Origin of the sequence: Sphingobacterium hungaricum, assembly GCF_015210005.1 — a bacterium.
GTDB classification, from domain to species: Bacteria; Bacteroidota; Bacteroidia; order Sphingobacteriales; family Sphingobacteriaceae; genus Sphingobacterium; species Sphingobacterium hungaricum.
Window position 1 is genome coordinate 111,275 of sequence record NZ_MU158697.1, and the last position, 20,804, is coordinate 132,078.

Consider the following 20,804-nt stretch of genomic DNA (forward strand, 5'->3'; position numbering starts at 1 on the left):
TTGCAGCATGATGATTCAAGTAATGAAATCTAAAATTCATCGTGTACGGGTTACTCAGGCAGAATTAAACTATGTCGGAAGTATTACGATTGACGAGGATTTGATGGATGAGGCAAACATTCTTGCCAATGAAAGGGTGCAAATTGTAAACAATAACAACGGTGCTCGTTTAGAAACATACGTAATCCCTGGGGAGAGAGGTACAGGTATTATCTGTTTAAATGGAGCTGCCGCACGTTTAGTTCAAGTCGGAGATATTGTAATCATAATTTCATATGGATACATGGATTTTGAGGAAGCAAAAGCACATAAACCATCTTTGGTTTTTCCGGATGAAAACAATAAGCTTATTAAATAATTTTAGATAAGTTAAATTAGTTTTCCTAATTTTACGAGCACTAAGCGAATGCCTAGTGCTTTTTTGATGTATTTTTTTACCAATAAATATCGCACATTAATAGCCAAACTGCTTTGCATTTGGACATTAACCATTGTTATCAGTGGCGTGGTGTTTATGCACAAAGAGGTTACGTCGACAGGTGAAATTGTTACCCACGTTCACCCTTACGACTTTACCAAAAAAAATCAGGATCATCATCAATCCGATGATGAAATCCAATTTCTGAATATTGTTTTTCACGGCGCGTTTATTTTAGGCGACATCATCGTCTTTGAAGCACCTGTTCTTACAGAATATTACATTCCCTTTGGGAATGAGTTAGAAGAAAAGACACAATACTACTCATTCCACTCTTATTTTCTTCGAGGCCCCCCAAGTCTTGCTTAATTTATTCCACATCATTTTTTTATAGGTTTTAATAATAGTTAAGGGTTATTTTCCAATCCTTTCCTCTATCATTTTAATCTGAATCATTTTTTAGTACATTATAATTAAGCATCCTAATCCTTATGGACAAACTATACGCTAGCGTTTTGCTGGCCTTATTCCTATTATCTTTTTCTCCCGCATTTTCACAATTAAAAGGAACGGTAATCAATCAGAAAAACGAACCTGTTCCTCACGTATCCATCGGATTAGAAGGAAAAACATTTATGACTAGTTCTGATGATGCTGGAAACTTCCAGATTGATCAGCAACTTGACCCCAACGCGACCTTAACACTTAAAGCTGTAGGATATCAAACATTAAAATTCTCATTAGCAAACAAAGACCTTCTTCAAAATCTTCAAATTACGCTTTCGGAAGACAACCTAAATGTCAATGAAGTTGTTGTCAGCGCGACACGTTATGGCGTGAGCCGCAAAGAAGCTCCCGTAATTGTGAATGTATTAGGCCCCAAATTGTTTAATGCTACGCAATCGGTCGCTATGGCTGAAACATTGAATTATCAACCTGGTGTTCGCGTAGAGAACAATTGCCAAAATTGCGGATTTTCACAGGTTCGCTTAAATGGATTGGAAGGCGCATATTCACAGATTTTAATCAATAGCCGTTCGGTGTATAGCGCATTGAGCAGTGTTTATGGTTTGGATCAGATTCCGACAAGCATGATCGATCGCATAGAAGTTGTGCGCAGCGGCGGTTCTGCGCTTTTTGGAGCGAATGCCATTGCCGGAACGATTAATATTATCACCAAAGATCCTGTTGAAAACGATTGGCAGATTAAATCAACCAACTCGTTAATTGATGGCAAAGCATGGGAAAACACAATCGACTTCAACACTTCTTATGTGGACAATGATTTATTGGCGGGTGTGACATTTTACGGAATGCACCGCAATAGACAAGCTTATGATGCAAACGACGATGGGTTTTCGGAAATTACGAAGCTACGCAACACGACATTCGGTTCTAAAGCATTCTTCAAACCTTCTGAATACAACAAGATCACGATCGATTTAAGCGTATTGGAAGAGTTTCGCCGTGGCGGGGACCGTTTGGAACTTGCACCGCACTTCACGGATGTAACCGAGCAATTGCGCACAAATTCGTTAATTGGCGGTTTGACTTATGACCAGTATTCAAAAGATTGGAAACATAAACTTTCCCTATATGCTTCTGCTCAAAAAACAAATAGAGAAAGTTTTTACGGAGGCTTAGGTGGCGAAAGAACGTACCAAGATTCGTTACTGGCGAGCAATTCTTACGGAGAAACGGCAGATATTGCGATGGTTACCGGAGGACAATACACGTACAATTTTGAAAATGATGTATTCACTGGAGGAATCGAATACAGCATGAATAGTACGGAAGATAAAATTCCAGGCTACAGCCGGCTGATCGACCAGACATCAAGCAGTGTCGGTACGTACGCGCAATACGAATGGAAAACAACGGAGAACCTGAAAACATTGATCGGAGCACGCTACGATTACACAAATGTGAACGGAAACTATACTTTGGCTACCTTTCAGCGCAGTTCAAAAGAAAATTTCGGAACCTTCAGTCCGCGATTGACCATTTTGTACGACATCACTGACCAAGTTCAGTTCAGAGGTGGTTATGCCCGCGGATTTCGTGCTCCACAAGCGTTTAACGAGGATATGCACGTCACTTCCATTGGAGGACAACAGGTATTTGTGTTGATTGGCGAAAACCTAAAAACAGAATATTCGAATGCGTATACAGGATCGTTTAACTTCAACAAAAATTTCGGAACGACACAAACTAGCTTGTTGATTGAAGGATTTTATACGCAATTATTAAATCCATTTACCAATATTTTAACTTCCGAAGGAGATGGAATCCGAATCGAAGAAATGCGGAACGGTACGGACGCTCGTGTTTACGGAAGCAATGTCGAATTGAATATTGCGCCTTCGAGCAGTTTTTCGTTTCAGGCTGGAGGAACTATTCAGCGTTCCTTATTCAAAGAAGACCAATTGATTTTCGAAGCTGAAGATGAAGGCGACAACATCTATTCAAAACGCTTTATGCGCACGCCAAATGTGTATGGCTACTTAAATACAAACTGGAAAGCAACAGAAAAATTCTCGATCGATGCGACTGGAGTGTATACCGGAAAAATGCTTGTTCCGCATGTATTGCAGGACGAATCCATGGAAGTCAAAAATGCGCGTGATTTCTTTGAACTCAACCTTCGCTTAGGCTACAACTTCTCAATCAAGAAAGATCTTAATCTGGAAGTATTTGGTGGCTTGCAAAACATATTCAATGCGTATCAAAAAGATTTTGATCAAGGAGCAACACGTGATTCACAATATATTTACGGACCTTCAAGACCACGGACTATAACGTTTGGTGTTCGAGTTGGACATTTTCATTAATGAAAAATCTACTACTGATCATATTATTAGTGCTTGTTACAAAAGCAAGTTTGGCACAAAGTTCAAAAGAAATCCAATGGATTTCTTTTGAACAATTGTCAGATTCGCTATCTGTAAATCCAAAGAAAGTATTTTTATATTTTCATACCGATTGGTGTGTCTATTGCAAAAAGATGGATCGAGAAAGTTTTCAAAATGAAGAAGTCATTCAAAAGCTCAATAAAGATTATTATGCCGTCAAATTGGATGCTGAAACGACCGACACCATTTATTTTGAACAAATTCCTTATACCAATAAATCAATTGTAAAACGCAGCAATCAATACCATGCTTTAGCAGAAGCCTTTATCCCAAAAGGCCAAGAAGCTGCATTTCCGCTAACCCTAATCCTGTCGGAAAATTTTACAATCACCCAACGTCAGACTAAATATTTAAGCATTAAGGATTTATTAAGAAATTTATAAGTATTTTTACTTCATGTGTAGCAATAGTATGTAGGTCGCCGTTATAGGGGTTAAACAATTTACTTCAACATGAACTATTTTATTAAATTTCTTTCCATAACAAGTTTAATCGCTGTTATATTTTCATCTTGTAATAAAAGTGACGATTTTGATAATGAATACTATAAAGAGCAACAACGCTTAGACTCTACGTTGAACGCTCAAAAAAATGTTTTAAAAACGTACGCGGAAGAGAATTTCACTACTCCAATTTTAGACACAGCTACTGGAATTTGGTGGGAATTGCTAGAGGAAAATGAAAATGATGCGTACACGTACAATCTAGCATATGCAGGCTTTCTATACGTCGTTCCTCCCACTGTAAAAGTAATTTTTTCTGGAGAGCTATTAAATGGCGTCCAAGTAGAAGGCGGAGCTGAACCAGTTGAAAAGATTGTTGGCGGAAGCCAAGGACTGCCGCTTGCATGGCAATATGCTTTCTATCCTAGAACATTGCCTTACGATGGCATTTCGAGAACAGTTGGTGGTTTTACACCTAAGGGCTTGAAACTAGGCGCTAAAATCCAATTCGTAACATCTTCAGTTTGGGCTTATGATAATGTGGCCAAAGGAAATATTCCTGCGGACTCGCCATTGCATTACACGATCGAAGTCACTGAAATAAAATAACACAAAAACTAAAATAAAAAATTAATCTAACACAACCATTAAATGAAACAATTCGGAAAACTATTTTTATTTGCCACTTTAATTGCCAGCATATTTTCTTCTTGTATGAACAAGGAAGACGGTGATTTTTATGATCCTGCTGCGCAATATCAATTGGAAAAACCCATCATCGAAGAGTATGCTAAAACAACATTAACAAACCCTGTGTTTGATGAAGAGACAGGAATTTGGTACGAAATAATAAATCCAGGTGAACCCGGAAGTTACACCTATTCTGTAAAAGATACTTCGAATCAAAAAGTAACTTGGACTGAAGCTAGAGTTAAATATGAAGGAAAGCTAGTGAAAACTGGAGTTGTCTTTGATAAGTTTGAAGCTGATACAGGTGCAATTATGCCTATCTACTTAAATTTCACAACAGGCCAGATCGGTGTGATTATGAGCTGGAACTATGTATTTATTCCAACAGATATCGGTGGTTTCAACTGGGATGGGATTTTCACAAGCGGTTTGCAAAAAGGAGCGAAAATTCGTTTTGTGACTCCTTCAACTTTAGGATACTACAACAGAACAGACATTCCTAAAATCCCTGCAAACTCTCCATTAGACTTTACTGTCGAAGTATTGAGTTTAAAGAACAAATTGGTCAAACCTACCGTGGGTCAATAAAACGATAATTTAATAACTAAACTAAACAGCTATAGGAGATCTAATCATTAGGTCTCCTATTTTATTTTCCTTTGAATTTTGAGTCTTCCAGTATTTGCTGTGCAGGAATTTTGTACAGTTCTTTCAAATCCATTTCAGGATTCTTTTCCATGTATTTTCTAACCATTTGCCAGCCCATATACATGCCCAGCTTAGGCGCTGAGGAATTATTTTCTCCTAGCTCCGCTGTGAATGGCGCCTCGGTAAAATATTTCTGAATCTGTAGCTGATCCGTGCTATACAACAAATTTTCCTGAAGAAACCAAGCCCAAACATCCTTCTGATAAGATTTTGCCCAATTCAGCTGATCAGTCGTATATCCAATCTTTAATGTATCCGCAACATTCGGCAGCACACAATCCATGGAATACAAAATCTTTCCTTGGTAAACCATATGTTCTAAGGTACTCACATCCAAATTTTCCTGAGGGAACAAATCTTCTCTTAGCACCGTTTCGACAACGCGCGGAACGATATTTTCTGGAGTAAATCTTCTGGAAATATACAATGGGATAGAATTGACCAAAGCTGGATAAAAACGAGAATCTGACCCTAAAAACATATCCAATCCAATGCCGACATAACCTTCGCCAGTCGGAACTTGAACACCGAAACCTGAATAAAAACTTATAAAACGAGGTAATTCATAATCTGGAAAATAATAGGTTAAGTAAGCGAAGGCGTCCGATAATCCTTCCTCTTGACTTTTTAAATTTGGAAACTTTTCATTTACTGATTTGATCAATTCATGGGAATCCCGCGTACCCAAAATAGTTTCCATAATGCTTTTAATTTTTACAGTATCCTTTGGGTCGCCAGCCTCCAACATGTAAATCATGTAGTCGGTATAAAAATTCCCGTATTCCTTCTGAAATTTCCTATTCATATCCAAAATGCTTGCGCTGTCTATGGACGAAAATTCTTGATCAAAACGCTCAATTTTAATATTCTTTTTTAGCGCAGAAACATCGGGCAGCTTTTTTGTATTCTGGCAAGATAATGCGAGTAAAATGGGTACAAACAGAAAAACTTTACAAAGCAATGGATATCTCATAGCACATTTATATGGGTTCGGACAAAAATAATTATTAATTTTACATAACATGTTACATCAAAAATTTTAATAGCTTGAACAAAATTATTCTATCCCTATTCTTTCTTTTAGCTACAACTTTTTCGTTTGCTCAATCCTATTATAGTTATCCCGAAAAAAACATTTCTTTAGGTTTATCCTTTGATCCAAACATCAGCTGGCTGTCTTATGGAGACAACCATAATAAAAGTGTGGATTCTAAATTCGGATATTCGTATGGGCTAGTAGCCGATCTGGGTTTCGCTAGAAATTATTATTTCTCTACAGGATTATCCATCAGCACCTTAAATAGTTTTGTCTATGACGAATCCATTGCAAATTCAGGAAAAGATATTCGTTTGCAATATGCAGAAGTTCCATTGTCCATTAAGTTAAAGACGAATGGAAGTTCAGTTGGCCGATTTTACGGCTTGTTTGGTTTTACGGCAGGCGTCAAAGTTTCCGGTAAAGAGAAGCTAGAAAACAGCGATCAGTACCAAGCCATTTCCGGCGATGATATTTTTCGCTTAGGCTTGCAAATTGGAACTGGCGGAGAATTTAGGATTGGAAACAGCTTATCTTTCTTAACAGGAATAACCTACAACAATGGATTTACAAGAGCGATAAAAGATGGCTCGCCAAAAACGTCCTACGTTGCATTAAAACTTGGTCTTTTATTTTAATATCACACATTGGTCTATGAATATTGCATTAGCACAATTAAATTATCATATTGGAAATTTCGATCTAAATACGGAGAAAATTATTCAGTCAATCCAAACCGCTAAAGATCAAAAAGCTGATTTGATCGTTTTTGCTGAATTGGCAATTGGAGGATACCCGGCAAAGGATTTATTGAAAAACCGAGCTTTCATCCAACTTTGTGAACAACATATCGAACAGATCAAAGCGCATTGCAAAGGCATAACCTGCATCATTGGTGCGCCGATTCAAAATAAAGATGGGGAAGGCAAAGGATTATTCAACGCTGCGTTGGTTTTGCAAGATGCTCAAGTGATTTATGCACACAAGAAAGGCCTATTGCCCGATTACGATGTATTTGACGAATATCGGTATTTCGAACCGGGAAGAAATTTTCATTGCGTGACAGTCAATGACACAAAAATCGCACTGACGGTATGTGAAGACCTTTGGGATGATGATGACACGAATTCTTACGTGGGGGATTTCATGGACGAACTTCGCCAGGAAAATCCAGATTTAATTATCAATATCGCGGCCTCCCCTTTCTCCTACGTGCATTTTAATAACCGTGTGGAGGTTTTGCGAAGAAATGTGATCAAAGCCAACTGTCCGCTAATCTATGTCAATCAAGTCGGCGCACATACGGATATAATCTTCGATGGACGCTCTTTGGTGATGAATAAAAAAGGCGAAATTGTCTGTCGCCTAAAAGCATTTCAAGAGGATTTCTCAACCATACAAATTCACAATTTAGAAACCTATCAAGCTGAAACTGTGGGTTCGGAAGAATCTGAAATCAGCTTAATTCATCAAGCATTGATTTTGGGATTAAAAGATTATTTCTCGAAATCTGGATTTAAGAAAGCGGTTTTAGGATTGTCCGGAGGTTTAGATTCTGCATTGGTTGCCGCTTTGGCTTGTGAAGCTCTAGGCTCAGAAAACGTATTGGCGGTTTTGATGCCCTCTAAATTTTCTTCAGGGCATTCTTTAAAAGATGCGCTTGACCTAGTAACCAATACGGGCTGTTCGCATCATATCGTTCCAATTCAGGATGTGGCCGATAGCTTTGAACATGCGCTAAGCGAAGTTTTTAGCGGAATGGCGCCAGGCATAGCCGAAGAAAATATCCAAGCTCGGACTCGAGGAACCTTATTGATGGCTATTTCAAATAAATTTGGACATATTCTGTTGAATACATCCAATAAAAGTGAATCAGCAGTGGGTTATGGAACTTTATACGGCGACATGGCGGGTGCATTATGCGTAATTGGCGATGTGTATAAAACGCAAGCTTATGAGTTAGCGAATTACATCAATCGCGAAAAAGAAATTATTCCTTTGAATACGATTACGAAAGCACCTTCAGCCGAATTGCGCCCTGACCAAAAAGATTCGGATTCATTGCCAGATTATGGTCTTTTGGACAGTATTTTATATCAATTTATAGAAAAAGAGAAATCAGCAGCTGAAATCATCCATTTAGGATTCGATGAAGAGACCGTTTTAAAAATTTCGAAACTGTTGAACAATGCCGAATTTAAGCGTTTTCAGGCACCTCCAATCTTGCGCGTTAGCCCAAAAGCTTTCGGTGCGGGACGATTGATGCCATTAGTTGCAAAATATCCATTTTAAAATTAAACCATTACTAATTCACAGAGTCTTACAGATAATTAAGCTAAAAAATATTCTTATGAAAAGGTTCATATTTTTCTTGTCAGCAGGGCTAATTTTGTTTTTAGCATCTTGCTCTTCGTATCGCTATAACACGACGCGTATACAAAGTGTAGATTTTTCACAATACAAAACTTACGGATGGCTTCCTGGAGCAGATTCCTTATCCAAAGGATATTTCTCAAATGATATTGCCGAAGAAAAAATTCTTTCAACAGCTAATCAAGAATTGGAAGCTCGCGGTTTGACCTATTCTAAACAGAATCCAGATATATTGTTCAGATACATTTCCATCGTTAATAACAAAAGCAGAATGGTGTATGCTACTCCTTATTACGGAATGGGCATGGGCTGGGGTTGGGGCTGGGGATGGCACAGACCTTGGGGATTCTATGGAGGTGGATTTAGTTATCCTGTTGGAAAAGAAAAATTCCGTTACGCTCATTTAATCATTGAAGCTGTAGACCGCAAAACAAATAAAGTAGTTTGGCAAGCAAGAGGTTCGGGTGAAGTTAACGCTCCTGAAAAAGCAATTAACAAATTACCAAAATTAGTATCCGGGATTATGAAAGAATATCCGGTTGCGCTAACAAAATAAAACACAAAAAATCGCCTCAAGGGCGATTTTTTTTGCTTGTTTTTATACATCCTTAATTTAAAGGGAGCTTCTTAAAGTTAGGTAAAAAGGAATTTCGACGTGCTCGGTCGATTTGTTCTTAATCAATTGCGCAGCAGCCTTTCCCATCATTTCAAAATCTGTCGAAATTGTCGTGATGCCATTTAAAATAAACTTTTTCAGCGGAGTTTCATTGTATGAAATAATACCGACATCCTTTCCAATCTGAAAATTTTTCACGATAACCTTATCCAATAAAGTTACCAAATCATCTTCCGCCAAATTGATGTAACAAATGCCCTTCGCTATTTTTTCTTTGGACACATTGCTGACCAAAATATGATTGAAAGCATATTGTTGACAAAATTTATAGAAGCCCTTGATGATTGCTTTCGGATAATCGCTGTTATCAGGAAATATCAATTTTAGCGTATTGTATTTGCTCAATTCCTCTAGCGCTTCCTCTAAAGCGCCATAAATATCCTTTTCATAATTCTCATAGACCGCAGGAAATAAACCCGGAAGGTCTTCAATCATTCTCCCTAACAAAACTAATTTCTCTGTCGGAATCAGTTTGACAACATCCGCAGCTTGATCCCTGCCCTCTTTAAAATGCGGAAAAACCACATAATGCTCATAGGTCTTGGTCAGGTTTTTTAACAATGTCCGCAAATAAGAAATGTCGCTGTTGTACACAAATAAATCCAGCGAGGCATCCTCTCCCATTTCTCTGGCAAAGGAATCATAGACAATTTTTTTATGCGCGCTCAGCTTGTTGAGGAAAAGAGCAATTTTCTGCCGCTGTTTCACGTCTGCTGTGGCAATGAAATAACCCTTTCCTGGAGTGGAAGCAATCACCTCTTTATTTTTCAGAAACTTATACCCTTTTTCGACGGTATCTCTAGAAATATCCAAATATAAGCTTAGCTCATTGATGGAAGGCAGCATTTCGCCTTTGACAACCGAACCCATTTTCACGGCCTCAATAATCGCATTTGCCAATTGTAGATATTTCGGCGTAGCCGAAAAATCACTTATCTCGATGGTCATCAGAAAATTGGAAATGTTTTGAGTCATATACTATGTATAAATGAATGTCCGAGGTCTATGATATTCTAAGATAAAAAAATCTTCGTTCAATTCATCCGCTATGCCGATTATATATTTTATTTCTATAACGAATCCTATGATTTATTTGACAATTTTAATTCCTCTAGGCGCTTTTATTTTAGAAATAACCTTTCCATTCGCATTTTTACTATGCTTGATTTCAATCACTCCGAATTTCGTCGGAAATGTACCTTCTACAAAATCCAGATGCCCTAGATTGGGTTTGATTCTATATTTTGTACCGCCGGGTTCGGCTAACTGGACTCCCAATACGTGCTCGGATAACCAAGCCGTGGGACCTGAAGCCCATCCATGACTCAAACTATGTCGATGTCCGACATAACAGTAAGCTCCAAAATCACCGTGGATATCGACTTTTCCAGCGGGTACAGGTTCGTCAATTCGAGTTGCATTCGGTAACCATTCCATATTGAAATCTTCCCAAAAAGTCGTGGCTCCCAAATCAAGCATCGCTCCCCAATAGGTGGAGATAATTTGTATGGCTTCATCGTATTTCCCAGCTTTCGCCATTGCCTGCAACATGTAATAGCCATAAAACGTAGAAAAGTTTTTGGCTCCGCCAACAGACAAAACCTCATTATAGGCTTGCATCGGATCCATCATATCGCTCAGAGAAAGCAACGCTGCCGCCTGCTTGGATTGATTATGCTCGGGAAGATGTTTGCGTAGATTCAAAACCGTTTCTTCACATAGTTTTTTTGTTTCTTCATCTTTCAGAAATTCGCTGATCAAAGCAGCTTTTTCCAACGATAGAATTGTCATCGATTGAAGACCTGCATGGATTGCCAATGGATCTTCACTAGAAGGCCAGTCCAGAAAACGCGTTCCATCCATCGACTCTTTATTTCCGTCGATTTTGCTAATGATCTGCTTTACTAAGTTTTGCAGATAAGGTTTTTGTTCTTCGAGGTAAGCCAAATTTCCATGCTGCATGTACCAATCATAATGGATAATGATCCACCACATCGAATAGGTACTGATACCCGACATCCAACCCGGCAACGGTGTGGCGTCGCGTGCTAAATCTAAGCTTTTGGGCACGACTTCGTTGTATCCAAAAACAGCATTGATCGTGGAAACTTCGGGATGTAAATCACCAACCCAAACCAATCGATCACGTTTAATCCCATCCCATAAAAAATCTTGCATATTGACGTGAACCGTATAGGCTCCAACATCCCAAATTTTATTTAAGCGTTCATCGCTGCTCTTAAACGTTCCCAAATAGGGAATATCCCGATAGGTTGCGATTGCACGCAATTCTCTCAAATGCAATTCCGCATCGGCATCCAAAAAGTCTATTCTCGCAAAGCGAAATCCAGATTCTCCAGTTTGATTTTTACCGAGCCATGGCAGTTTCATTGTGAAATCACGCATCGCATGATCGTTTGTTGCGCCCTTTTCGCCAATATCAGACATCGCTTCGCTTACAGATTCACCCATGCGAATCCGAATATTGCGCGCAGCATTTCCTGCCCACATCCCTGTGACGATTTCGACAGAACCATTCAACTCCTTCCCAAAATCAACTAAAATACTGCTTGTTGCTTTGCCTGTGTTTTTTAATATGACGCTATGGGTATTCGTTAAATTTGCTTGGCCATCGCCTTCATTCAATAAGTTCTGCGCTTGGAGCACATCTCCTTCCGACCAGACAATCCTCGTCGGATAAATATATTCTCGCGTCAGCGGACTAATGTGTTCTTTATTGTCGCTCAGCCGATGCTGCGCAATAGAATTAACTGATAGAAAACTGCTTAATACTATGCTGGACAATAAGAGGAATCTGCTTTTCATGCTTGCTGTGTTTATAATTTAGATTTGACGACTAAATGTATTAAACTTAAAGCATTTCTCCATCCTGTACTTACATGAAAACACCACTATTAGTAATGAAAAATCTACGCAAAATTTTCTGATGGCCTTTGGCAAATCAATCTAAGATTGCTCAAAGTGTCATCCATTAATAGCTTGCTTACTTAGCTTTAGAATGTAAAATTGCCAGATTGCAGGCGATAGGTCTGGATATCATTTTCATCTGATACAAATTCTACAATTCCCGGATTTTCAGGAATGGTTAAATTATGGTCCCTGCGCACCTTTAGCAAAGCCGTACTATTTGGAGGCACTGAAATTTCTAGCGAAAAACCTTGAGGAGAGCGAGCCCATTTGCTTTTAATCAATCCAACGGTTGATTCAAATGTAGCTTCGGCATCCGTCAAATCATCCGATTTGAGCAAGGGAGGTTCGATTACAAATTCTGTATAGCCTGGCTTTCCTACTTTAATTCCGGCAATCCCATCGATGTACCAAGCTCCGGGATACAAATAAGAACTATGGAGCAAGGAATGTCCGGGCAAATCTTTTTCCCACATTTCCCAAATCGTAGTTGCATCGTTTTCCTTCATATAGCCCCAGCTCGGATACGTCGTTTGCGAAGTCATGGCGAGCAGCAAATCCTGTCTATTCTGTTCCCGAAGCAATTTAAACAACAAGGCACCACCAGTAATTCCCACGTGGATATGTCCCTTTTTCCGATGCAGAATTTCATTTTCCAAGCGTTTGAACACGTCTGCTTTCAGGTTAGAAGGCACCACATCAGCCAACAATGCAGCAACCAAATTGCCCATCGATCCATCCGAATAACTGGTATCCTGCGGATTGTAAAATTTCTCATGAATAGTTTTGCTGTAGGCGTCTGCTTCCTCTTCCCATTTTTGTTGCTCCGCAATAGCACCCAGCTGACCCGCAATTTTGCTTGCAATCCGCAGATTATAGACACGATAAGAATTATTAAAACAAAGCGTCTGCGGCGAATTATTATTCATTCCTTCAGCGGTCGCATTGGGCCACAGCCAATCCCCTAGATAATCCCAACTTCCGCCAAAACGCTGCAACAAATTGTCCTTCGTCTGGCTATCCAGAAAAGAAATCCAGTCTTTGATCAGTTGAAAATTCTCTTTTAGAATCTGTTTATCGCCATATTGCTGGTAAAAATACCAAGGCAGCGTAACGACTATTCCGCCCCATGAAGGCCCTCCGCCACCCATGTAGGTGGGTGCTGTATGCGGTAAAATTCCATTGTTGAAAATCCTCCCGCTCATTACTTTTTTTCGGGCGAATGTCGTATCGTACATATTTCCGACAATGGATTCCGTTCCGCTCACATCGCGCCAATCCTCCATCCATTTGGTGTAAAATGCAGCCGTATGGTAATTCAGCATGCCCGTTTCGACGGTTGCATGCGCATCGCCACCGTAGCCCAATCGCTCACGTTGCGGGCAATCGACAATAAAACCTCCCAAAGACAAGTTCTCATAAGTCCATCGCACGGTCGTATAAATCCAATTGTGCAATTCAGAAGAACTCGTAAAAGTAGTTGCCGACTTAAAGTCTGTACGTACCAGCCAGCCTCTGACATCGGACAATTTAGGTGCCTCTTTTAGTCCCTTAATCGTAATCCATCTGCCTGAACTATAATTAAATTTATTTTTAAATGTTCCTTCACCGCTTTGATCAAAAACAAACGCACTGTGCAAACGAAAAGTCATTTCTTCCTGTGCTCGTTCCGAGAATAAAATATCCACGCGCTGATTAGGTTCTCCTTTGAGTTTCAACTCTGTCCAGCCAGCAAAATTAACGCCCATATCGATTCTGTAGGAGCTGTCCGCTTGCTTTTCAATAGCAATCGGGCGAATCTCGTCCATCATTTTATTTCCTTCAACTTGTTGTGATGACAAGATTAATTTTGGATGGTACACAGTTGGCTGCCGCCAATGACTCTCATCTGTTGTTTCTTGATTCCAAGATGGGTCCTCCCGATTTGCATTCCATAACTCACCCCCCATCCGGTTGGAATCCCAAACCCCTAACAATTGATTCGGGCTATCTTTTAAAAGCCAAGTCGCATCTGTCTTCAGGAAAAATAAGGGTTCTTCATTCTCAGATGGATATTCACTTTTATAGATTGCCGACTGTGCCAAAACGATTGGCGTGTTCGGGCGATCCTTAACCACATAAGGTCCATGAATCGACCAGCCAGTTCCTAACCAAATGCCGACAACGTTTTTCCCTTTTTTTAAATAGGATGCAATATCGTAGGAAATATACCGCGCTCTTTTTGTATGATCAGTTACTGCTGTCGCCATGACTTCCTCGCCTACTCTTTTTCCATTGACATACAGTTCGTGAAAACCAACGGACGAAACATGGATGATTGCCTTTTGGGGTTTATGCGATAAGTCAAAAGATTTTCTCAGCCAAGGATCAATGATGTTGCAGTCGTTCTTGGATGGATCAAAAACTACCTCGGAGCCAATCCATTCGGCCTTCCATGCTGTTTTGTTTAACAATCCTACCGACCAAAATGCATCATCGCTCCATTTTGAGAGCTTATTCTTTTCATCTTTTATGGCAACTTTCCAAAAATATTTTTTGTCTGACGCCAATGCCTTGCCTGCGTACACAATCTGATTCATGGCATTCGAACTCACCCAATCCGTATCCCAAACATCTCCGATATTCTTCGCTAAATTCTTAGCCGTCGACGAAACGAGTATACGGTATGCTGTTTGCTTTTGCGCAAAAGCATGTTTATCAGTAGATTCCAAGAACCATGAAAAACGCGGCAATGGATTATCTAAACCCATCGGGTTTTCTAAATACTCAAGCCTTAAATTTTTTGGAACCAGTTTCGAGGATTGAGCATATGCTTCCATATGCAACAAACACACAAGAATCAAAGCAGAGATTCGAATGATAAAAAGGGATCTATTTCGTTTCATGATTGTTATTCTTTTTAATTTGATAACTCAATCGTGTAATTTCCTGAAGGTAAATTTGGCAAATAAGCCCGTTTATTTTTATGCGTAAATTTCACTCGCTGTCCGTTCACTGTGACGGAGACATGTTTACCTGATGCAAGCAAACTAAGTTCAGCTTCGGTATTTACAGGGATGCTGACTTGATAAGCATCAACATTCCCAATCTGCTTAAAATCCATTAAAACTGCTCCTTTGATCGTCGGGACCTTTATAGATGCATGGGTCAAACTTCCCAATTGAGGTTTTATCCGAAAGGTATTCCAGCCAGCTGTCAGCGGTTCGATTCCCATTAATTTTCGGGGAATAATATTCGCTGGAACGGCTCCCCAAGCATGGTTCCAATCTTGATTCGGCTTGTATTTATTGTCCCACGCTTCTAAAGAAATCGTACTTCCCACTCGAATCATGTTGTACCAGCTGCGTTCTTCCTGAGAAGTCAACAATTGAAATGCATAGTCATTATGTTCCGCATCATATAGCGCATCCATCAAAAATTGGCTTCCATACACACTGCAAGCCATTCCTCTGCTCAGCACAAAGGAAAGCACATCGGATTTGTACTTTTCGGGCACTAAACCAAAAGCTAAAGCAAACATATTTGAATGCAAGGCTGCATGGTCTGTTCCGATTCCATCGACATATAATTTCCTGTCGGCATCAAAGAAATTCTTTTGGTAGGATTCGTAAACGTTCTTTGCTTTCGTTTGGTAAAACTGCGCATCGGCATTATTCCCCAATTCGTTGGCAATTTTTTCCATCAGCAACAATACGTGGTAATAATACGCATTAACGACCGCGTTGTATTCTTTAAAGACAAAACCATCCGTTTCGCCTTCTTCATTTTTCCCCAAACCTAAAATTCCTTTTTGTGGCCAATCCACAATATCGCGCAGATGGTCATTATGTAAATGAATGGATGCAAGAAATTCAGGCGATTGCTGACCGACTTTGGTGCTGATCAAGTGATTTTCTTGCTCCAGGGCAGTTAATGATTTTGCTTTTAAATCTTCATAATAGCGTTCGACCGAACGAAGATCACCCGTATACAAATAATCTGTCCAAGCCATCATGACCGATTGCATAATCCATTCGGTTGGCCAAGTTGCCCGGTTGATCAAATACTCATGCGAGCGTCGAGCCATTGAAAACTCAAGATCTACGCCGTAATGACACAACTGGTTGATCAGTGCATCCGCTTCGTATGGAATCCTTTCCCGATCGCCATCTACATAAATCCCTGCAAAACTTGTTGCTTTGATACTATACTTACTCAAATCCCATATTTTGTTCAGCGTTGTGTCGGAAGAAGTGAAATACGAGGCCTGATCATCGAAGGGATAATGAACCATCGAGCGCACGATGTCCTCAGGATTTATTTTCTTAGAATAACGGATAAGTTCCACATAACGAAAAGGCAAGACTTCACCGATGTAGTCAGGCATTAAAATCGCAGCAGCACCAGTGTTTCGCTTATCTTTATCAAACCGAACCTGATAAGTATGCTGTCCGCTAGTTAATGCGATTTTATGTTCTCGGTAACGGATCGTGCCACCTGGTTTTGTGTCTATTCGTCCATTTTCGTCTAATTTTTCACCGAAACGAACGTAGACCGTATCCTGTCCTTTACTTTCTAAATTTAGGCGCAGCTGTCCAAAAGCCGCCTTTCCAAAATCAATTGCTGAAACATGATCTGCAAACGCAGTTATCTTAACAGGATGCTGATCGGTTCGTTGTAAAGGATAATATGCGGTCGTGTAGCGATCAGTTAATTCACCTGTATAAAATGAAGCCGTTCTACTGCTTGTTGTATATTCATCAGTCCATAGAATTACTTTCCAGAAATACACTTTATTGGACGTTAACCCATTTCCATCAAATAAAACTGCGCTGGATTTTGCGCTTGTCACCTTACCTGAATCCCAAATAGTACCTTCGTTTCTAGCCAGTTTCTCCAAATCGTCCGAAACAAGCAACTGGTAAGCCGTTTGCTTACTATTTGTCTCATTGCTTTCTACAATCCAGCTGAATGTTGGTTTCTTATTCTGTATAATGACCGATTGACCTTGTTGAAAATGATCTTTTAGCCATCGAGAATTTTCTTTATAACCATTAGCAGATTGATAATCTGAATATCGGATTAGATCAACGAATAGTTCGGTAACTTTAGTGGAAGACGATTGGGCGAAAGCCTTTGGAGCCGATGCATAAAAATAGGCAACTAATAAAATAAAGCTGAAAAGCTTTTTCGAATTCATCATATAAGGTTTAAAAAAAGCACGCAATAGCAACGCTAAATTCAGCTTTGCTAGTTATCAAAGGTTTACGGGCATAATATACTAGAATTCCATGAAAGTACTGTCATGTACAATCATGGAATTTAGAATGTTTGCCTATTTTAGGACAATTTAGTTGAAATCGGTATTCTTTTGAAGGAATCTATTCATACACTTCGATAATGACCGGTCCATGCAAACCAGCGGAATGCAGCGCGCTGTCTTTCGTATACGGATTTACAATTGTCCACGACGAACGCTGGCTTTCTGGCAAACGAGCCTCTCCAATCAATTTATTGACCCAAGTATTGGTCACTTCGATTTCTAGCTGATTGTCGCCGGATTTCCAAAATTCAGTCACATCAATTTTATATGGAGGTGTCCATAAACCACCGATATCTTGTCCGTTCAATTTTATTTTCGCGATAGCGATAAGATGCCCTAAATCTAAATACACTTTCTGTCCTTTGCTGACATCATTCATCTTTATTGTTTTCGAATAAATCGCTGTCCCCGAGAAATACTTGATTTTATCATCCGAGCTCTTCGACCAATCGATTAATTGAAAATTCGCTTTTTCAAATGAAGTTGAATCGATGTTTTTGAAAACAACCTTCCAGCTATCTTCGACAGGAACTGAAAGTTTTGGACTTGGGAAGTTTTTAACGTCTGATTTTGCTTGAGTTGTTATTGGTTTTTTAAAGACAATAAATGCGCTTTCAAAAGCATTTAGTTCCAACGGGATTTCTAGTGTAGCATCGCTTACAGTAAACTCTGGCAGATCGCTTACTTTTCCATTCACTGCATTCCAAAGCTCAGGTTGCAATTTCATTCCCCTGAAGCTTCCAATAAATTTTGCTTTCTCATTTTTCTGATTCGAAATGAAATACACATCAGCATCAGGAAAATTCCTATGAAGGAATTGAATCTGATCCGCGCCTTTGGCAATAAAATCTGGGTTTGTGCCAAGTTCAGCAAATAGAATTTCCAAGCTCACGCCAGAAAACACCTGACCTTTTCCAAAATCATTTTTTGTAATTGATTTAACATCAATTTTTCCCCATAACTCATCAGCCAATTTTTTGATTTCCTTGTCAGCCTCTTCGCCATTTGTCAGACTTGGAGACCGAAGAGGTTTAGGCCCTAATACAATCCCTCCTTCTTTTACCAGTTGCGCAATTTTTTTCAATAATTCAGGACGCATGGTTTCCAATTCTGGAAGCACGAGCACTTTGTAGGAAAGCCCATCCGGAAGGGTGAAACGACCGTCCTTGATGGTCATTCTGTTTTGAATGACTTCCGCATTGATGTAATCAAATGAATAACCTTGAGGAAGTTTAGGATTTTGAACACCTGTCATTTTCGGAACATCTTCACCGATAAAATATGCTACATCGGCAACATAAGTCCCTTGTTGCAAAAGGTAATTGCTGCGCTTCAAATAATCGGTAAACATGCCCATATCCGCAAACCAGGTGTTGAATCGATTAAATTCGTTGCCGAACCACGCATTGATTCCAGGTTTTTTGTCTTCGTATGGCTGATGAATATACACATGCAGCAAAGTGTTGTTAATGCCTTCGGTAAAAAAGCGGTCGCCACGTTGCTTGAACATGGCAGGGTAGCGTCCAAAAGTATTCCCTGCTGCCGTAAACGATTCGGCAGAGACTTTTCTTTTTCCATAAATATGTGCTGCAGAAGAAGCCGCTCGGTTTTCGATATCGCCTAATTCGCCTTCGCTCCAAAATTCACCTCCTATTTCATCTGATTGCCCGCCATATTGCAAGAATTCGCCCGGAAATCCCCAATGTCCATAGTTTTCCAACCAAATGGTTAGTCCGTGCTTATGGCTAATATCTCGCAGACCTCCTACATATTCATAGGCTACATTATCGGCAACAAATCTTCTCACATCCCATAAAAAACGGTCAGAAAAATCTTGGCTGCCAACTACGTGACCAAACAAAACCGGAATATAAGGCGCGGGGTCGTATCCAAAAGATTTTTGGAATTTCTTCTGAAACTCATCCGTCCAGTTTTGACCGCCTGTTTCGTAGCTATCTTGAACGGCAACTTTAAATGTTTTGCGGTCTTCTTTCGGAATGCGCTTCATGATTTCCCCTAAGAAGGAATCAAAATGATAGGCAACATGCTGGCTGCTCATCTTATCGATTTCCAAACCTGTTCCTTCAATACTAGCCGGTCCATTTGTTGTTCCCGTAGGCAACATTCCTGTCCGCGAAATCACCCAATTTCCTTCCGGAACATCCCAAGTTAACAGGCTATCTTTCGAAATAAAAGAATCAAGCAGCTGAACAGAAGACGGATTTATTGAGCCATCGGAAAGATCCGACTCGGTTTGCCTGTCCCACAAATAATCACCCCAATAAGGCAATGGTGTTGGATGCATTTTGGCCAACGTCTTCTCTTTATAGCGTTCCACTTTTGCTGTCGAAGATAATTCTAATTCGGTAATACCCACGTCGCCATCCAAAGGTTGCACGGCGATACGGAATTGGTTGGATTTTACATTTGGAATGTTCACTACAACTGGAGCAAATGGCTCAAAGCCTACATTCAATGCGGGATTATTTCGATTAACTTCAAATGATTTAATCTGTTCATATGCATTTCCATTCTTCACTTCTAAATTGACGCGAAAACGCATGCTCCGTTCGGCAGGATATACGGTAAGGCTTCGGACGGTAAATGCATCGTCTGTCTGAACGGAAAATGTAGCCGTTTTGCCTACTGGAATTTTAGTTTCCGTTGCTTTATTGTTATCCAATAATCGTTCGGCATTTTGAATTCCCGCACTTGCGGTTAATTTCGGTTTTAGATCTGCTAATGTTTTAAAATAATCATCTCCAACCTGAAAAGCAATTATCTGTACATCTTGAAATGGATCATTATTTAATTTTAAATTCTGTGTATAACGGAACGGCCCTTTGACCAAGGTATCTCTTGAACTTAAGTAGCGCATCGCCTGCTGGGATTTGACCCAAGGACCTCCCGATTGGCTCCAGCCTGGACTATTAAAAATCCCGATTTCTATATTCAATTCCGAGGCTGTTTTCAAAGCGGTATGCAAAACATCCCACCATTCATCCGAAAATATTTTTACTTTTCCGTAAGGATTTCCAGGAAGGTCATTCAAGCCTATATTTCCAATAAAAGCCCGATTAATCCCCACACTTTTCATTGCTTTCAAATCATTCACCACGCCTTCTTTCGAAAGATGATCCGAAATCCAATACCAATACACACTGGTTTGGATTGTGTCATGTGCCTCAACGAAGACTTTTTCAATTTCAGACCATTGTGTCTGTTGTTTGGTGGATTTGCAGGCTGTAAATCCAAATAGATTTAGAAAGATTATGAAATGAATAAGGTACTTCATGCGTTAAAAAACTTATTTTATTG

At 39.7% G+C, this 20,804-nt stretch carries 15 protein-coding genes; 9 read left to right on the forward strand and 6 right to left on the reverse strand.

Annotation, left to right across the window (positions count from 1 at the left end; genetic code table 11):
* Positions 1-7 precede the first annotated feature (7 nt).
* The 6 genes from panD (at position 8) to C4F49_RS00490 (ending at position 5,051) form a co-directional block, all read left to right on the forward strand.
* On the forward strand, positions 8-358 hold the full coding sequence (gene panD, locus C4F49_RS00465; RefSeq protein WP_196933867.1) for an aspartate 1-decarboxylase: 351 nt from the start codon (positions 8-10) through the stop codon (positions 356-358).
* Positions 359-406: 48 nt separating this feature from the next.
* Positions 407-787 carry a hypothetical protein gene (locus tag C4F49_RS00470; protein ID WP_196934410.1) on the forward strand — a complete coding sequence of 127 codons (381 nt, stop codon included), beginning with the start codon at positions 407-409 and terminating at the stop codon, positions 785-787.
* A 122-nt stretch (positions 788-909) separates the two neighbouring features.
* A complete protein-coding gene (locus C4F49_RS00475) occupies positions 910-3,249 on the forward strand; it encodes a TonB-dependent receptor (protein WP_196933868.1) in 2,340 nt (779 codons plus the stop codon).
* On the forward strand, positions 3,249-3,713 hold the full coding sequence (locus C4F49_RS00480) for a thioredoxin family protein (RefSeq protein WP_196933869.1): 465 nt from the start codon (positions 3,249-3,251) through the stop codon (positions 3,711-3,713). Before C4F49_RS00475 ends, C4F49_RS00480 begins: the two co-directional genes overlap by 1 nt.
* A 69-nt stretch (positions 3,714-3,782) precedes the next feature.
* Positions 3,783-4,382, forward strand: a complete 600-nt coding sequence (locus tag C4F49_RS00485) for an FKBP-type peptidyl-prolyl cis-trans isomerase (protein ID WP_196933870.1) — start codon at positions 3,783-3,785, stop codon at positions 4,380-4,382.
* 105 nt (positions 4,383-4,487) lie between these two features.
* On the forward strand, positions 4,488-5,051 hold the full coding sequence (locus tag C4F49_RS00490; protein WP_196933871.1) for an FKBP-type peptidyl-prolyl cis-trans isomerase: 564 nt from the start codon (positions 4,488-4,490) through the stop codon (positions 5,049-5,051).
* 61 nt (positions 5,052-5,112) lie between these two features.
* Here the strand turns inward: C4F49_RS00490 and gldB are convergent, their stop codons facing one another.
* The gene (gldB, locus tag C4F49_RS00495; protein ID WP_196933872.1) at positions 5,113-6,144 is read right to left on the reverse strand and encodes a gliding motility lipoprotein GldB; all 1,032 of its coding nucleotides are present in this window, start codon (positions 6,142-6,144) and stop codon (positions 5,113-5,115) included.
* 74 nt (positions 6,145-6,218) lie between these two features.
* Here gldB and C4F49_RS00500 point away from each other — a divergent pair, with 74 nt between their 5' ends.
* From C4F49_RS00500 to C4F49_RS00510, 3 genes are read left to right on the forward strand one after another with little or no spacing between them, the layout of a single operon-like run.
* Positions 6,219-6,845 carry a porin family protein gene (locus tag C4F49_RS00500; protein ID WP_196933873.1) on the forward strand — a complete coding sequence of 209 codons (627 nt, stop codon included), beginning with the start codon at positions 6,219-6,221 and terminating at the stop codon, positions 6,843-6,845.
* 16 nt (positions 6,846-6,861) lie between these two features.
* Entirely contained in the window at positions 6,862-8,499 is a 1,638-nt protein-coding gene (locus C4F49_RS00505) for an NAD+ synthase (protein WP_196933874.1), read from the forward strand.
* 58 nt (positions 8,500-8,557) lie between these two features.
* A complete protein-coding gene (locus C4F49_RS00510; protein WP_196933875.1) occupies positions 8,558-9,136 on the forward strand; it encodes a DUF4136 domain-containing protein in 579 nt (192 codons plus the stop codon).
* Positions 9,137-9,193: 57 nt separating this feature from the next.
* Here the strand turns inward: C4F49_RS00510 and C4F49_RS00515 are convergent, their stop codons facing one another.
* From C4F49_RS00515 to C4F49_RS00535, 5 genes are all read right to left on the reverse strand, one after another.
* Positions 9,194-10,231, reverse strand: coding sequence for a GntR family transcriptional regulator (locus C4F49_RS00515; protein WP_196933876.1), 1,038 nt, complete (start codon positions 10,229-10,231; stop codon positions 9,194-9,196).
* Positions 10,232-10,345: 114 nt separating this feature from the next.
* The gene (locus C4F49_RS00520) at positions 10,346-12,082 is read right to left on the reverse strand and encodes an alpha-L-rhamnosidase-related protein (RefSeq protein WP_196933877.1); all 1,737 of its coding nucleotides are present in this window, start codon (positions 12,080-12,082) and stop codon (positions 10,346-10,348) included.
* 188 nt (positions 12,083-12,270) lie between these two features.
* The gene (locus C4F49_RS00525) at positions 12,271-15,069 is read right to left on the reverse strand and encodes a family 78 glycoside hydrolase catalytic domain (protein ID WP_231388158.1); all 2,799 of its coding nucleotides are present in this window, start codon (positions 15,067-15,069) and stop codon (positions 12,271-12,273) included.
* Positions 15,070-15,083: 14 nt separating this feature from the next.
* Entirely contained in the window at positions 15,084-17,363 is a 2,280-nt protein-coding gene (locus tag C4F49_RS00530; RefSeq protein WP_196933878.1) for a family 78 glycoside hydrolase catalytic domain, read from the reverse strand.
* Between the two features lie 181 nt (positions 17,364-17,544).
* The gene (locus C4F49_RS00535) at positions 17,545-20,781 is read right to left on the reverse strand and encodes a glycosyl hydrolase (RefSeq protein ID WP_196933879.1); all 3,237 of its coding nucleotides are present in this window, start codon (positions 20,779-20,781) and stop codon (positions 17,545-17,547) included.
* Between the last annotated feature and the right edge of the window lie 23 nt (positions 20,782-20,804).